Below are 15,804 nucleotides of genomic sequence, written 5' to 3' on the forward strand. Positions count from 1 at the left end.
CTTTCCTCTACTCCACCTTCACCTGTCCATTCATCAGCATTGGCAAGAGCCAATCGCGCAGTTGGGTGAGTTCTTGGTTTTGGTTTTCTAAAATCTGTTGCTGTGACATTATGTGTTGTAGTTGGGCATCTAATTTTGAAATAAGTTTAATAGGCGGAACTACAATCTTAGCCTGTTTCAAATGGTCCTGAGTAATATGTCCCATAGTTGTTTTTCTCAACTCAGCAATTGATTTAAACACCTTCAAATAGCTTTTCAATTCAAAGTAGATAAAGGTTTTTGGATAAGTATCAGAAGTAACTTTAAAAATATGTTGATTTAAAGCTCCTCTTTCTTTCCCCCAGATTATAACCTCTAATGTTGCAGACCAAGAAAATAATATGTCTCCTCTCTCTACAACTGCTTCTGTGGGAATATCTAATCTTGCTTTTTCTGTATCCTTTGAGAAGCCGTTCATCATTTCTCGAATTTTAATAACTGGAAGGCAATCATCCTCATTTGTATCTGGTCTATATTTTTGCATAGCAAGACCATTATAAAAATTCGCTATATTCCATAAAGAATCCACTCCCCACCCTTCTGGGATTTCGCGTTTGAGTTCTGGGTGATAGACCATCTTTCCGCCTGATGATTTGTAGGGTTTGCCATTCTGGTCTGGGAAATCAAACTGCACAAACCAGTAGTCATAGAGGGTCTTAGCCATAGCTTCCAACTCTTGGTTGATTTGGTTGTTGATTTGGATTTTTTGGTCAATTATTGATATTGAATTTGCAATTTTTTTTTGTTTTTCAATATCGATTTCAATATCAACAACCATGTCTTTTAACATACTTTGAGTAATAAGTGGTTGACTAGAACCAATTTGTTTACTATTTAGATTTAATGACTTCAATACATAGTACAAATAAGTTAAATCTTGTCCTTCTCTCGGGACACCTGCGATTGCATTATCTGATACCCAACATGAATTTTCTTCAACATGTATACTTCCACAATATGCACCCACTCTTCCAACAACTATAGTATGACTAAAATTAGATTTATCGGTATAACCTAATATTCCATTGCCCCCATATATAGGTATAATTCCATCACTTTTTTTTACCGATTTTCCATTTTTAAAATCGATTACATCGCCTAATTTAATCTTTACCATACTGCAACCCCTTCATTTGCTTTTCAATCTCCTGCTCCAATGCATGCGATTGCTGGAAGAGGTTTGAGAGTTTATCTTGAAAGGCGGTCATCTTGGCTTCAAACTCTTCTGCTGTGATATCTACATAGTCTATCTTGATGTCAAAGTATTGGCCAGCGCTGAGAGAGTAGTTTTTCTCCTTGATGTCCTCATAAGAGACCGTGACAGAAAAGTCCTCGACGGCTTCTTTTCTGATAAAGGTCTCGACGATCTTCTGCTCTTCCTCAGGAGACAGCACGGTCTTTTGGTTCTTGCCTTCCTTGACCTTGGTTCCGAGATTTGAAGCATCGATGAGGACGACATCGCCCTTATTTTTCTTATCAATAAAGAGGATGGAGACGTTGGTACCTGTCGTCGCAAAGATATTGGATGGCATAGATACGACACCTGCCAGCATTTGATTGTCCACCAAGTGCTGACGGATGGTCTTGTCAATCCCTGACTGAGCCGTGATAAAGCCTGTCGGCAAGACAACGGCTGCTTGACCATCTGGCTTCAAGGAGTAGATGATATGCTGAACAAAAAGCTCGTAGATCGCCATCTTGTCCTTAGACTTGGCTGGAACCTTTGGCACACCTGCAAAGAAACGCTCACTAGCTTCTGGCAAGGTCTCCACTTGGTCACGCCACTCTGAAAAGTCCAGCTTGAAAGGAGGGTTGGACACGATATAATCCATCTTTTCAGGATGACGGTTGGCAATGATGGTATTTCCTTGTACGATATTATGAATGGAGTGTTGAAGTCCATTCAGGATCAGGTTGAGACGGAGAAGATTAGACGATTTTTGCGAGATATCTTGACTATAGACAGTGGTCTTGTCTACACCGATACGACTAGCCAGGTTCATAAGTAAGGTTCCAGAACCAGCTGACGGGTCATAGAGGCGCACATTTTGAGGTTTATCATCTCCCACCAAGATATCCGCGATAATCTTAGCAACAGAGTGAGGCGTGTAATACTCGGCATACTTGCCACCACCGTCTTTGTTGTAGTCCTTGATCATGTACTCAAAGAGGGTAGAGAAAAAGTCAAAACCTTGTGAAAAGATAGTTTCATCAAACTTAACGCGTGCAAGGAGATTGATGATGGATTTTGCCACCTCGTTACGCTTACTGCTATCTGAGATGGTATCAGTAATCAAACGTTCATCAAAAAGACGAATGGCAGTATCCCCATCCGTATGCACTGAGAAGATATCGTTATTGTCAATAGCGATTTGGTTGAGTGTGTTCTCAAAAGTTTCGTAGAAACTCGACTCATTTTGCTGACGGTGGAGGGTCTCGATCAACTGGTTAGGCTTGAGCCAAGCCGTGCTAGTACCGATATCCTCCAAGAGCCAGTCATAATCTTCCTCACTCATAGCCAACAAGCTTTCATAGGTGTTGGACTCATCTAGGACCTTGGCTTGATACAAAAACTTGTCATTTAAAAATTTGTAGAGGAAGGATTGGGTGAGGAGTTTGTACTCACCCGCTTCTCCTCCTAGTCCTGCATGGGTAAAGACGGCTTTCAAATCATCTACCAAGTCTTGGACTTGGACTTTGTATGTTTCATTCATTAGTGTTGGTATTCCTCTTCATATCCTTCAAATAGTGATTCGACGATATCCTTAAAATCATCTCTCGTCAAACTACTTGCAGATTGGTTGGTTTTCATTTCAATCCGAGCTTCTTCTCGAATCATCTTCTTGAGGAAGTCCTCGTTATCGAGCACTCCTTGGTTTTGACCGATTTTACGGTCTAGTCTGACTTTAGAACCCTTGATGACATGATAAATAGCAGGAAAATCGCTAACCATAGTCGAGTTGGTCACGTGCTTGTAGGAACGAGCTGCCATCTCATCTCCGTTAAAGTTCATGGTTAGGCGTCTCATACGAGTATGATAGTCTTCCACAGACTTAAAGAGTTCTTCATAGTCTTTTTGGGTTTCCTTGATATTCTCCATGGTAAAACCTTCTTGCCCATGGATGTAATGTTTTTTCATGATGCGCTGGAATTCTTCGTAGAGAGAGACCCACTCAGGGTCCTTTTCATCCCGTTGGTTTTTAATCCCACTTGCAACTCGACGTTTCAAATCTTCTAGGTCATTGGCTGCTAGACGGAGTTCTTCTTCTGCAATCTTGACAAAGTTAAAGCTAGTTTCAGACATGGCAAGATTTAAGAGAGTTCGACTAGAGAAGTCATCTGGTTTATCAATTAGAGACAGTGTCAGCATCCGTCTAGAGAGGACATTGAGCAAGGTTGCAATCTGCGCGATATCAATCTGCTCAAGCAGGTGTTCATAGCCGAGGAGACGGGCAATATTGTAGTACTGCTTGACAGACTCCAAGGCCTTGCGAAGGTCGATTAACTGCTTCTTATCCTTGATATCATTGATAGCTTGGGAGAAGTACTCTAGATTGTCCGTTGGATAGTCGATGAGGATATGCTCGGTCTTGCTCAACTCTTGAGAAATCTCATCAGCTGAGACAAAGAGTGAGCCAAAAACATCCTCGCCATTTTCCCCTGTCAGGGTCGTATCATACTCTTGGTTGAGTTCTTCCAGATAGGCACGATTGGTCTTGTCAAACTCCTTGGAAATATCCGCAAAGTCGATGACATAGCCAAAGAGATAGTCCTTGTAGGGACGATTGACACGGGTTAGAGTCTGTAAAAGATTGTGGGCCTTGATCTTGCGCCCTAGGTAGAGGCGCTTGAGACGAGGTGCATCAAAACCTGTCAGGAGCATGGAGTAAACGATGATCAGGTCAATCTTTCCTTCCTTATAGGCGTCTACCTTGTCCTTCTTCTCTTCCTTGTCTCCCTCGTCATGAAGGATAAGAGCAGAAGTCAAGTTGGTTGAACCAGCTTGACGACGTTCTTCCAATTGCTTTTCAAGCTCACGCGCCTGCTTGGACGAATCACAGACAATCATACCACCGATGGTCTGATCATCAAAGACCAGATCACGCGCACGATTGAAGTCCTCGATGATAAAGTCCAACATAGGCTCTACGTAATGCGGATGGGCAAAGATATCTTCCTTGGACAGGTCCCCACGTTGGATTTCTTCGTTGATAGATCTAAGATTATCTTTATACGAAGTCTCGATATCTTCTCGCATCAAGCGTAGGGTAAAGCCGTCATCGATAGACTGGTTGTAATAGTATTTGTGGATGTAATCCCCAAAGATATCACGTGTAGTCGCATGACTTTCCTTGGTCTTGCCATCTTTCTTATAGGTGATTAATGGCGTTCCAGTCAAGGCAATCTTAATAGCCTTGGTATCAGCCTGATAGAGATTTGGCAGGTAGGAACCTCGTTCATTGTAGGAACGATGGGCTTCATCAATAAAATAAACATTTTGACGATTGAGATTATAGCCAGAGCGGTCAGTCAGGTCTGAATCATCCTTAAACTTCTGGATATTAACCACAGCCACATCATAGCCGTCTTGTTTTTGATTGAGTTCTTGAGGGTTGTTGATGCGCTTCACCTTGAGCCCTCGTTTGGTAAATTCCTTAAAGGCTTGGTCTGCCAAGTCCAGACGATCGACGACAAAGTAAAACTGAGGTACGATGCCCTCTTTTGAGAAATAGTTGGTTAGATAGCGAATATTGAAGAAAGCCAAGGCAGTCTTACCTGAACCTTGGGTATGCCAGATAACCCCCTTCTTGACACCTTTTGCGATTGTTTCTTCGATGGCACGTGTCGCAAAATACTGAGGATAGCGCATGACGTGCTTCTGCAGTTGCATCTGCCCATCCTTGCTTTGTTCTTCGACATAGACCAGACCAAAGCGAAGCATAAAGAGCAAGCGTTCCTTCTGGTACAAGGAAGACAGGAAGGCATTGCAAGGTGTATCAGAGTTTAGGTTTGTTGTAAACTCTGGCTGAGATTTGAGGGCAAAGCGCTTCATGTCTTCTAGGACAAAGTCGATTTGGTCCTCGGTTAGAGGGGAAAGGGAATGAAGGAAATCTTCTACTCTTTCTTCCTTGAAAGCATTAAATTTAGTTTTTGAATAGGCGTTTGAACCGTAATAAGAACCCTGTTTTTGCTGACCTTGTCCACTGATATACGCTAAGTTATCAGATAAGGATATCAACTGGGTGATATTGTTAAAACGACGGAACTTACGGTTTTCAAAACGGTATCTGGTTCTGTCCTGCTCTGACTGAATTCCAGTCTTACCATCACGAATCGCATTGGGCTGTTTCACTTCGATATAAGAAAGAGGCAGACCATTGACAAAAATAACGATATCCGGACGAAATTCATCCTGACCATTTTGACAAGTAACTTCAAGGGCTAGATGGAATGTGTTGGCTTCAGGATTCTCCCAGTCAATATAAATGGCATCTTCCTGACCTTGCAGACGTTTAAAGAAAGAACGTCCTAAATCGTTTTGATCTAGTTCCAACTTGATATTGGCTAGTTCTCTTTCAAAGTCATCTTCTGTCAAGTAGTTGTTAAATTTTAAAAATTGCTCCTTAAAAACAGATACAAGGATATTAGTATCTGGATCTCTTTCTGCAATCTCCTTCCCATTACGAGGAAGATAGGTATAGCCCATACGCATGAGATGCAGAGCTGCTGGGATTTGTACCCTGGTTAGTTCAGAAAAATCTTTTCTCTTTGCCATAAAACTTCCTTTTGCTAGTCAGAACTGTCTATTTTTACTAACAATATCTTTCAGACTATCTCTCCAATTTATCGAATTCTTAATTATCTATTATTATATCATATCCCATACAGAAAACGCCTTCTAGATCCTACTTCCTTCCCAAAAACCACATAGTCTTTCTCCCTAAAATATGGTATAGTAGAATCATACTACACAAGAGGAGTTTACATGTCACACGAGAAAGAAATGAAAGCTGTTTCTCCCCTTCTACAGCAAGCGATTCATATTTCCTCCATCGTCGGTGGAGTTGGTACTGTAATATTCTGTATCTGGGCCTATCAGGCGGGTATCTTGCACTCCAAGGAAACCCTATCTGCCTTTATCCAACAGGCGGGTATCTGGGGGCCACCACTTTTTATTTTTTTACAGATTTTGCAGACGGTTGTTCCTATCATTCCAGGTGCTCTTACCTCCGTTGCAGGTGTCTTTATCTACGGGCATATCATCGGGACCATTTACAACTATATCGGTATTGTCATTGGTTGTGCCATTATCTTTTACTTGGTTCGTCTCTACGGAGCACCCTTTGTCCAGTCCATGGTCAGCAAACGCACCTATGACAAGTATATCGGTTGGTTAGATGAGGGCAATCGCTTTGACCGATTCTTTATCTTTATGATGATTTGGCCAGTTAGTCCAGCTGATTTTCTCTGCATGTTGGCTGCTTTGACCAAGATGAGCTTCAAGCGGTATATGACCATTATTATCCTGACCAAACCCTTTACCCTGGTCGTTTACACCTATGGCTTGACCTACATCATCGATTACTTTTGGCAGATGTTTGGCTAATACAAAAAAACTCAAGGATTCATCCTTGATTTTTTTTGTATTAGGCTTCTTTTTTCAATAAAAATGAAACAAGCACTGATGTAGCAATCATCCATGCTCCTAGAATGATGAAGGTCATTCGACCATCTGCAGTCACCAAGCCAATCCCTGAAAGAACGAAGGGTGTTAATGATGCTCCAAAAGAACATCCCAAAACAGCATAGGAAGTTGCTTTGTTGAGGAGTTTTGCAGGAATTCGCTCAGATATCAACTGAAAGACTGTCGTCAGAGCGATACTGTAGGCAAATCCTCCCAGGATAGAACCTGCAACCACCACCCAGAGTGATGGGGAAAGAGCAATGATGATTTGTCCGATACCAAAAGTGACACCAGCGACCAATAGAAGTCTTTCCTTGAAGGTCGAAATCAGGAAAGAAAAGCTGATTCCAGCTAGAATCCCAATCAACTGCATGGCACTAAGTACCAAACTGGACAACTGAGCATCTCCAAACCCTGCCTCAATCATAAGACTTGGGATACGGAAGGTGATAGCAGTATTGGTACATACAATCACTGCGGCTGCAATAGCAAGGAAGAAAATCAATTGGAGCATGGAACGAGTCAGTTTCGCTGCTTCTTCTGTCTGATGCTTGGACTCGTGAATTTCTTCCTTGTTGTAAGGGACAAAGAGAAGGAAGAGTACGAGAACTACTAGACCAGCTGCATAGGCTAGGAAGGTTGCTGTCCAGCCAAAGGCTAAGAGCTGACCGACTGCCAAGGTTAAGATGGATGCTCCTACTACCTCAGCCGATCCACGAAAACCAAGCATTTGGATACGAGTCTTGCCGTGGTAACGTTCACTGATGATCGAAATAGCCTTGGCATTGAGCATTCCTACTCCAAGCCCAAATAGCAAGCGTGTCGCAAAGACAAAGTAATAACCCTGATACCAGAAAGGTGCAGTTCCACTGATGGATAAAATCAAGAGTCCCAAGGTCAACTGGAGACGTTCAGGAAAAATACGCTCTAGAACTCCGTTTAATAAAAGCATGGCCATAATCCCAAAGGAAGGGAGGCTGACCAAGAGTTCAACCTGACCAGTCGAATAGCCCTGATAATAGTCAAACATAGCAGGCAGGGCACTCGAAATTGAAAACGATGTGATCAATACTAACGATAGGGAGAGTATGCTCACTTTTTCCAAAAATTGTTTCATCTTTTCCTCATTCATTGTTCATTTTTCATATTATTAAAAAGGTCCTTTCCTATCATACACTCTTTAGCCAAAATTGGCAAGCGACTGAGCACCAAGACCAAAAGAAAAAGCGGGGGGCATCAAGAGCTGTGAAGTCTTGATGACATCCCACTTTTTTATGTGTTTTATCCAGTTATGTGACTTAAATTTTCAAGAATCGACGCATTGAGATTCCTGAACCTAGTGAACCGATACAGATTCCGATGAGGAACAAGAGACCGATCATCAATGGAATAAAGGTATTCGGTGTAATCAAAGATAGGTTTTGACCAACCAAGGATGGGTTGACAGATTGGAACACTCGGTTATAGATAAAGTAAACCAATGCTGATGGAAGAGCTGCTCCCAACAATCCGATAAAGGCACCTTCTAGCAAGAATGGCCCACGGATATAACCGTTCTTGGCACCAACCAAACGCATGATTTGGATTTCACGACTACGTGAAATAATAGTAATACGGATGGTATTTGAAATCAAGAAGACTGCGATAAAGATCAAGAGTCCTGCGATGACCAATCCCCATACACGGATGAAGGAAGCCAACTTGAAGAGACGTTCGGTATTGGCACCACCGTCTTGAACTTCAGAGACACCTTCGATTTTCTTAGCTTCTTCAGCTACAGGTTTTACATCACTTGGTGAATTGGTATCTACGATGTAGGCATCATGAAGAGGGTTTGCATCTCCTTCAAATACCTTCCACTCGTCACCCATAGTTTCAGTCAGCTTTTGGTACTGCTCTTCTTTACTTGAGAAGGTTACATTTTTAACGGCTGGCAGAGCTTTAAGGGCGTTATAGACCTTGTGGTAGTCATTGTTCGTGACTGTTTGGCCTTCTTTTACAATGGTTTCACTGTTGTCTTCAACGTCTTTACGAACATAAACCATGACGCGGACGTTGTTTTCAATATCAGTTGCTAATTTCGCAGTATTGAAGATAACTGAAGCAAAGATAGCAACCAAGGTCAAGGTAATCATTACTGAACTGACCGCAGCAATGGTCATCCATCCATTACGCTTTAAACTTTTTAAAGCTTCGAACAGATGGCGGAAAAATCTACTAATCATCGTATCCGTACTCTCCTTTCGCTTCATCACGTACCACGCGACCATTCTCGATGGCAATAACGCGGTGGCGCAAGGTATTTACGATTTGGCTGTTGTGGGTCGCCATCAAAACAGTTGTCCCTTGAAGATTGATACGTTCCAAGAGGTTCATGATTTCCCATGAGTTATCTGGGTCCAAGTTTCCTGTTGGTTCGTCGGCAATCAAAACCTTAGGATTGTTTACGATAGCACGCGCAATGGCGATACGTTGTTGCTCACCACCTGAAAGTTCATTCGGGAATGAACGAACCTTGTGCTTCAAACCGACAAGGTCCAAGACTTCCATAACACGTTTTTTGATGTTACGACGACTTTCACCAACAACCTCCATGGCGTAAGCAATGTTCTCATAAACGGTTTTCTTTGGCAAAAGTTTGTAATCCTGAAAGACTACTCCAACGTTTCTACGCAAGAACGGAATATCTTTCTTTTTAATCTTAACGAGGTTATAACCTGCAACTTGCAAGCTCCCTTTGTCGATTTTGACCTCACGATACAAGGCACGGATAAAAGTTGATTTACCAGCACCTGAAGGTCCTACGATGTAGGCAAATTCTCCTGCATCGATATTTACAGTGATGCCACGTAGGGCTGTTGTCCCGTTGTCATATTTTTTGACAACATCTCTCATTTCAATGATTGACATGTGACTTCCTTTCTTTTAACTGATACGCCATTTCAGATAAGCATCGATGAAACCATCTAGGTCTCCATCCATTACCTTATCTACTTGCGCTACTTCAAAGTTTGTACGATGGTCTTTTACCATTGTATAAGGCGTAAATACATAGGAGCGGATTTGGCTTCCCCATGTAATTTCCTTTTTCTCACCCTTGAGCGAGTCTACCTCAGCAGCTTTTTTTTCCTGCTCCATCTGGTAGAGTTTTGCCTGAAGCATCTTCATAGCACGGTCACGGTTTCCGTACTGAGTACGGTCGACGGTTGATGCTACGACGATCCCTGTCGGAATGTGAGTCAAGCGGACACCTGTTGAAACCTTGTTGACGTTTTGTCCACCTGCTCCACCTGAACGGAAGGTATCCATCTTGATATCATCCTCACGGATGTCAACTTCGATGGTATCATCCAATTCTGGCATAACTTCTACAGATGTAAATGAGGTGTGGCGACGTTTAGCAGAGTCAAATGGTGAAATACGGACCAAACGGTGAACTCCCATCTCTGACTTGAGAAGACCATAAGCATTTGGTCCTTCAAAAGACAAGGTTACTGACTTGATTCCTGCCTCATCACCTGCTTGGTAGTCTAAGACCTCAACCTTGAAGCCTTTGGCATTTCCATAGCGAGTATACATACGAAGGAGCATATCGCCCCAGTCTTGAGCCTCTGTCCCCCCTGAACCAGGATGGATTTCAAGGATGGCATTGTTGTGATCATAGGGTTCTGACAAGAGAAGGGTCATTTCGTAGCTAGTCATCATCTGATCTAACTCAGAGAGTTTCTCAACCAACTCATCCTTAACGGATTCATCCTCTGCCAAAAAGTCCAGTAAAATCTCAACTTCATCCTGCAACTCATCCATCTTGTGGAAGGTATTATAGGTATTTTTGAGTTCGTTTAATTCTTGCGACGTTTTTTGGGCCGCAATATTATCGTTCCAAAAATCAGGTTCTGTCATTTTGTTTTCCAAAATGGCAATTTCTTCCTCTAAACCTTCGAGGTCAAAGAGACCCCCTGAAAGAAGCTAATTTTTCACGATTTGCGTCAATTTTTTGACGAATTTCTGAAATGTCCATACATACTCCTTTAATTGTATCGTTTTATTATACCATAATTTTTTTTATTTATCTAATCGGTGTTTTTCTAATTTAGTATCAATATATTTCTGCAAGACATCTACTCGCCTGATTTCTAGCAAAATTTTAAAAACCTCACAAGAATTTTCCCGTGAGATTTAGAGAATTTATACTACTTTTTTACAAGTTAACCGTCAGCACTTGACCGCCTTTCACGACTTGCTCACCAGCGATATAGACATCATTAACATCACTGGATTTGACGGCATAAACGAGGTGAGATAGCATATTTTCTTGAGGTTGAAGATGGATTTTTCCTTGGGGTTGAATGACGAGAAAATCAGCCTGCTTGCCGACTTCTAGGCTGCCAATTTCATCCTCCATTCCCAATACCTTGGCTCCTTCAATGGTCAGGGCCTTGAGGGCAGTTTCGATTGGAAATTGGCTGGCATCGCCACTCTTCATCTTCTGTAAGAGTGCTGCTGTCCGCCCTTCCTCAAACATATCCAGGTTATTGTTAGAAGCAACTGAGTCCGTCGCAATACCAACTGCTACTCCTTCCTGTTGAAGTTGAACGACTGGTGCAATGCCTGAGGCTAATTTGAGGTTGCTGATAGGGTTGTGGGCGATAGCAACTTGTGAATCTGCCAAGCGGGTAATTTCTGCTTCATTTAACTCCACACCATGGGCAAAGACAGCTTTATGATTTAAATATCCAAGCTCATCTAGAAAGGCTAATGGGCGTTTGCCATAGCGTTTCAGGATAATGCCTGACTCTTCCTGTGTTTCTGCAACATGGATATGAAGTGGAATGTTTTCTTCTTTTGCTAGCTCAAGACTTGCCTCCAGCAAATCTAGACTACAACTGTAGGGCGAATGATGGGCCACCATAACCTTGAACTTGGGATCCTTGTAGCCTTTGATTGTCTCGATAACAGCTCGAGTTCTAGCGATAGTCTCATTCGTAGTCTCAGCTTCTGAAGAAAAGAGGGTTGGAGAAAAATAGCAACGCATCTTGGAAACCTTGACTGCCGCATAAATCTCAGCTATATCCACTCCATTAGGATTGTACATATCATTGAAGGTTGTTGTCCCTGATTGAAGCATCTCCGTTAGAGCCTCTTTGACAGCTTTTGTGGTCATGTCAGGCGTAAATCCTGCTTCTGCTGGCCAGATATAGTCCTCTAGCCATTCGTGGAGATTGCTATCATCACGAATACCTCTCAAACCTGTCATGGCAGAGTGAGTATGGCAGTTAACCAAACCAGGCATAATCCAGGCACCCTGATAGTCTATAAGCTGTTCAGCTTGATCTAAGATTTCTTGTTTCTCTTGGCCAACATAGACGATTTGAGATTCTTTGACAGCTAAAATCCCATCTAGATAGACATTGAAATCTTGGTCACAAGTCACGATATTTACATGCTGAAAGACTTTCATCCCTAGGCTCCTTTTCTATATAAGTATTCATACTGGATAATTTTTCTAGCTATTGTAACAAAAAAGTCACCCTAAGGCAACTTTTCTTGTTTGTTCATTAGCATTATAACGGCTTTCCCATTTATTCTGGGCTAAAAGCTGCTGCTTGCTGCATTTGATAGTATTTGCCTTTTCTCGTCATAAGTTCCTCATGATTGCCGTGCTCGACAATATCTCCATCGACCAAGACAAGAATCAAATCAGCATCTTGAATGGTCGATAAACGGTGGGCAATGATAAAACTTGTCCGACCTTTCATGAGTTTGGCAAAGGCGTCCTGAACCAGCACCTCTGTCCGGGTATCGATGGATGAAGTCGCCTCGTCTAAGATTAGAATCTTAGGAATGGCTAGAAAGACGCGGGCAATGGTCAAAAGCTGAGTTTGACCAACAGACAAGGATTCCCCTGCATTTTCAAGCTTGGTATCATATCCCTGTGGCAATTGTTGGATAAAGAAATCCGCATTTGCTGCCTTGGCTGCTACAATGACCTGATCTCGGCTAGCATCAGGATTGCCAAAGGCAATATTGTCATGAATGGTTCCCTGCTTGAGCCAAGTTTCTTGGAGCACCATCCCAAACTGCTGTCGAAGAGATGCTCGAGTATAGTCGTAAATAGAATGACCGTCTAGCAAAATATCTCCTGAGTTAATCGGGTAAAAACGCATGAGGAGATTGATAAGGGTAGACTTACCAGCACCCGTTGGTCCAACGATAGCAACCATACTACCAGCTGGAATATCAATAGACAGATCCTTAATCAAGATCTTTTCAGGATTGTAACCAAATGTAACATGTTTAAAGGAAATAGCTCCCTTGACTTGGTCGCTGTTCAATTCTTTAAGACCAGTTTCTGTAACCTCTGGACTTTTTAGAACAGCATAAACACGTTCTGCACAAGCTAAGGCGCTTTGCAACTCGGCTAAGACTGATGAAATATCGTTAAAAGGCTTGGTGTACTGCTGCACATAGTTCAAAAAGGTCACTAAACGCCCAACCGTCAAAGTAGAACCCGCCATGATGCGCAAGGCTCCAACACCAGCAAGTAGAGCATAAATGAGGGCATTGACAAAACGGGTGGAAGGATTGACTGTCGATGAATAAAAGATAGCCGACTGAGAATAACCTGCGTAGTTGTCATTTGCCTCATGAAGTCTCTCAATAAATTCTTCCTGAGCATTGAAGGACTGGATAATGTTCTGTTGGGTGAGCGATTCTTCTATCAACTGAGTCTGAATTCCCCTAGTCTCTGTCTGCTTTTGAAAGAGATGGTAGGATTTCTTGGCAATAAAGCGTGAAACGACCATAGATAGAGGTGTCAAGAGCAGAACCAAGAGAGTCATCAATAGATGGATTTGTAGCATAGCAAGGATGCTGACCAAAATCATCAAAACTCCTATGAAAAATTGGTTGAAAATCATATTCAGACCCGCTGCCAACTGCTCGATATCTGTCGTCACACGGCTGACCATTTCCCCACTACCTTGTCTATCTACAAGGGCAATCGGAAGACGATGGAGCTTTTCAATGATTTTTTCGCGCAAATCTCTGGTATAGGAGAAAATCAGTCGATTATAGAGGAGAGGATTGGCCCATTGTACCAGCGTATTTCCTATGACCACCAAAATCATCTGGAGGAAAATCTGCCAAAATAGCTGGGATGAACCATCAACTAGGACTTGGTCAATCACCTGTCCTATCAAGATTGGTAGATAGATTGATAGGGCTACCTGAGCAATGGTACCCAAGAAAGCCAGGAAAAGAAGGACGGGATGACCAGCTAAATCTATTGCTAATCGTTTAAGGGTTTGACTTGCGTGTTTGCCTTTCATTCTAGTCCTCCTTTCCATGTTGGGATGCATTGATTTCACGATAGACTTGGCTAGTCTCCATCAATTCCTCATGATTTCCAAGTGCTAATTGCTCCCCTTTCTCTAAAAGAAGAATTTGATCTGCAATTTTCAAGGTTGAAGTTCGTTGGGAAATCAAGATCAAGCTGGTGTTTGGTAGCTTATCTTGAACAGCCTTTAGAAGATTGGACTCAGTAATGGTATCAAGGGCAGAAGTCGCATCATCCAGAATGAGGAATGGTGCTCGACGCAAGACTGCCCGGGCAATCGATAAACGTTGCTTTTGCCCACCTGAGAAATTACGACCACCTGCTTGAACCTCTGCGTCCAGCTGACCTTCCTTGTCACTGACAAAATCCTTGGCTTGGGCAATTTCTAAAGCCTGCCAGAGTTCTTGGTCAGAGACTATTTCTTCCATACCCAAAGTCAAGTTGGAACGAATGGTCCCCTTAAAGAGTTCAACCTTTTGAGGAACATAGGCCATCCAAGATCGCCATTCAGAAAGATTGCGAGGACTACGTCCATCTCGATAAAGGGAAATGCTTCCCTTATCTGCTGTATAAAGGCCAAGTAGGACCTGTACCAAACTTGACTTACCAGAACCAGTCCCCCCGATGATTCCAAGAATTTGTCCTTGTTGCATAGCAAAAGAAAGATTTCGCAAGGATGGTTGAGCAGCATCTGGGTAGGTAAAGCTCAAGTGTTCGACTTGTAAGGACTGGTTCGAGGAAGTTTCTTTTTGAGCAATTTCTGCCAGTATATCTTCAGGCTTTTCTTCAAAGACTTCTTCAATTCGCTTGGCAGAAATATAAGACTGGTTGAGTGAATTGATGAGTATGGCCAATTTTATCAATTCTACCAAGATTTGCAGGAGATAGTTGATTAAGGCAATCAAGGCACCTTGACTGAGCCAACCCCCTTGGATAGAAATATAACCATTCCAGATAATCACCAGCAAAGTTCCATTGACGATCAAATAGGTCAAGGGTGTCAAGAGACTGGACCAGTAACCTGTTTTCATTTGGATAGCTGTATAGACTTGATTGAGTACTTGGAAGTTCTCGATTTCTCGTTTTTCTTGGCCAAAGGCACGAATCACGCGCATCCCTTGTATCTGTTGGCGTGTTTCCTGAACCAGCTGGTCTGTTTTCTTTCTCAAAATACTATAGAGAGGATTGACCAAGCGTGATAACACGACAATGACAAAGGACAAAATGGCAACCATGACCAAAAACCAGAAGGTCAATTCAGGCGAGAGACGATAGGCCATAAAAATGGCACCAAAAACAATAATAGGAGCCCTTAAAAATAGGCGTAAAAATTGATTAATCCCTGTCTGAATCTGATAGGTATCTGAAGTCAAACGCGTCACCAAACTTGAGGTTGTTAAACGGTCTCTACTATCCTTGGGCAAGGAAAGAATATGACGATAGAGGTCATTGGTCAACTCCTTGGCAAATCCTACTGCTGCCTTGGCTGAGTAAAACTGAGCAACTAAGGCTACCAAAACGCCGATAACCGCAAAAACAAAGAGGAAACCCATTTGCATCCAGAGGTGACCCTGATCTTTTTGGGGGATAGATTGGTCGACAATCCCAGCTATCACCATTGGAACCAAGAGTTCAAAAACGGCTTCTAGCAACTTAAACAAGGGCGCTAGGAAAGACTCCTTGAGGTAAGGTTTAAAGTAAGAAAGTAAGTGTTTCATGTGTCCCTTCTATTTCCAAAATG

The 15,804-nt window shown here is 42.4% G+C and carries 11 protein-coding genes; 1 reads left to right on the plus strand and 10 read right to left on the minus strand.

Features of this window, described 5'->3' with window-relative positions; all coding sequences use genetic code 11:
• Positions 1-7 precede the first annotated feature (7 nt).
• The 3 genes from I1J71_RS05315 to I1J71_RS05325 are packed head-to-tail and all read right to left on the minus strand — an operon-like array spanning position 8 to position 5,815.
• Positions 8-1,156 (minus strand): restriction endonuclease subunit S, encoded by a 1,149-nt coding sequence (locus I1J71_RS05315; protein WP_195183987.1) that lies wholly within the window; start codon positions 1,154-1,156, stop codon positions 8-10.
• Entirely contained in the window at positions 1,143-2,753 is a 1,611-nt protein-coding gene (locus I1J71_RS05320; protein ID WP_195183988.1) for an HsdM family class I SAM-dependent methyltransferase, read from the minus strand. Before I1J71_RS05320 ends, I1J71_RS05315 begins: the two co-directional genes overlap by 14 nt.
• On the minus strand, positions 2,753-5,815 hold the full coding sequence (locus tag I1J71_RS05325) for a DEAD/DEAH box helicase family protein (RefSeq protein ID WP_195183989.1): 3,063 nt from the start codon (positions 5,813-5,815) through the stop codon (positions 2,753-2,755). Before I1J71_RS05325 ends, I1J71_RS05320 begins: the two co-directional genes overlap by 1 nt.
• Positions 5,816-6,025: 210 nt before the next feature.
• Here I1J71_RS05325 and I1J71_RS05330 point away from each other — a divergent pair, with 210 nt between their 5' ends.
• A complete protein-coding gene (locus I1J71_RS05330; RefSeq protein WP_195183990.1) occupies positions 6,026-6,646 on the plus strand; it encodes a TVP38/TMEM64 family protein in 621 nt (206 codons plus the stop codon).
• 40 nt (positions 6,647-6,686) lie between these two features.
• Here I1J71_RS05330 and I1J71_RS05335 read toward each other — a convergent pair whose 3' ends face one another.
• The 7 genes from I1J71_RS05335 to I1J71_RS05365 all read right to left on the minus strand — a co-directional run bounded on the left by I1J71_RS05335 (position 6,687) and on the right by I1J71_RS05365 (position 15,781).
• Complete coding sequence (locus I1J71_RS05335) at positions 6,687-7,841, minus strand: MFS transporter (protein WP_195183991.1); 1,155 nt, start codon at positions 7,839-7,841, stop codon at positions 6,687-6,689.
• A 181-nt stretch (positions 7,842-8,022) separates the two neighbouring features.
• Positions 8,023-8,949: a permease-like cell division protein FtsX gene (gene ftsX / locus I1J71_RS05340; RefSeq protein WP_004251331.1), complete on the minus strand. Its 927-nt coding sequence runs from the start codon at positions 8,947-8,949 to the stop codon at positions 8,023-8,025.
• Positions 8,942-9,634, minus strand: a complete 693-nt coding sequence (ftsE, locus tag I1J71_RS05345; RefSeq protein WP_004251332.1) for a cell division ATP-binding protein FtsE — start codon at positions 9,632-9,634, stop codon at positions 8,942-8,944. Before ftsE ends, ftsX begins: the two co-directional genes overlap by 8 nt.
• A gap of 15 nt (positions 9,635-9,649) precedes the next feature.
• A protein-coding gene (gene prfB / locus I1J71_RS05350) for a peptide chain release factor 2 (protein WP_115253954.1) occupies positions 9,650-10,745 on the minus strand; the annotation gives its coding sequence in 2 pieces (ribosomal slippage) (positions 9,650-10,672 and positions 10,674-10,745; 1,095 coding nt in all).
• A 180-nt stretch (positions 10,746-10,925) separates the two neighbouring features.
• Positions 10,926-12,185, minus strand: coding sequence for a TRZ/ATZ family protein (locus I1J71_RS05355; RefSeq protein WP_195183992.1), 1,260 nt, complete (start codon positions 12,183-12,185; stop codon positions 10,926-10,928).
• Positions 12,186-12,306: 121 nt separating this feature from the next.
• The gene (locus I1J71_RS05360) at positions 12,307-14,055 is read right to left on the minus strand and encodes an ABC transporter ATP-binding protein (protein ID WP_195183993.1); all 1,749 of its coding nucleotides are present in this window, start codon (positions 14,053-14,055) and stop codon (positions 12,307-12,309) included.
• A gap of 1 nt (position 14,056) precedes the next feature.
• Positions 14,057-15,781, minus strand: a complete 1,725-nt coding sequence (locus I1J71_RS05365) for an ABC transporter ATP-binding protein (RefSeq protein WP_195183994.1) — start codon at positions 15,779-15,781, stop codon at positions 14,057-14,059.
• Positions 15,782-15,804 lie beyond the last annotated feature (23 nt).

This window comes from Streptococcus infantis (assembly GCF_015546995.1).
Lineage (GTDB): Bacteria > Bacillota > Bacilli > Lactobacillales > Streptococcaceae > Streptococcus > Streptococcus infantis_J.

Coding starts and splice junctions, on each gene's coding strand:
- I1J71_RS05315 (WP_195183987.1), bottom strand. CDS start 1,156: ATGGTAAAGATTAAATTAGGCGATGTAATCGATTTTAAAAATGGAAAA.
- I1J71_RS05320 (WP_195183988.1), bottom strand. CDS start 2,753: ATGAATGAAACATACAAAGTCCAAGTCCAAGACTTGGTAGATGATTTG.
- I1J71_RS05325 (WP_195183989.1), bottom strand. CDS start 5,815: ATGGCAAAGAGAAAAGATTTTTCTGAACTAACCAGGGTACAAATCCCA.
- I1J71_RS05330 (WP_195183990.1), top strand. CDS start 6,026: ATGTCACACGAGAAAGAAATGAAAGCTGTTTCTCCCCTTCTACAGCAA.
- I1J71_RS05335 (WP_195183991.1), bottom strand. CDS start 7,841: ATGAAACAATTTTTGGAAAAAGTGAGCATACTCTCCCTATCGTTAGTA.
- ftsX (WP_004251331.1), bottom strand. CDS start 8,949: ATGATTAGTAGATTTTTCCGCCATCTGTTCGAAGCTTTAAAAAGTTTA.
- ftsE (WP_004251332.1), bottom strand. CDS start 9,634: ATGTCAATCATTGAAATGAGAGATGTTGTCAAAAAATATGACAACGGG.
- I1J71_RS05355 (WP_195183992.1), bottom strand. CDS start 12,185: ATGAAAGTCTTTCAGCATGTAAATATCGTGACTTGTGACCAAGATTTC.
- I1J71_RS05360 (WP_195183993.1), bottom strand. CDS start 14,055: ATGAAAGGCAAACACGCAAGTCAAACCCTTAAACGATTAGCAATAGAT.
- I1J71_RS05365 (WP_195183994.1), bottom strand. CDS start 15,781: ATGAAACACTTACTTTCTTACTTTAAACCTTACCTCAAGGAGTCTTTC.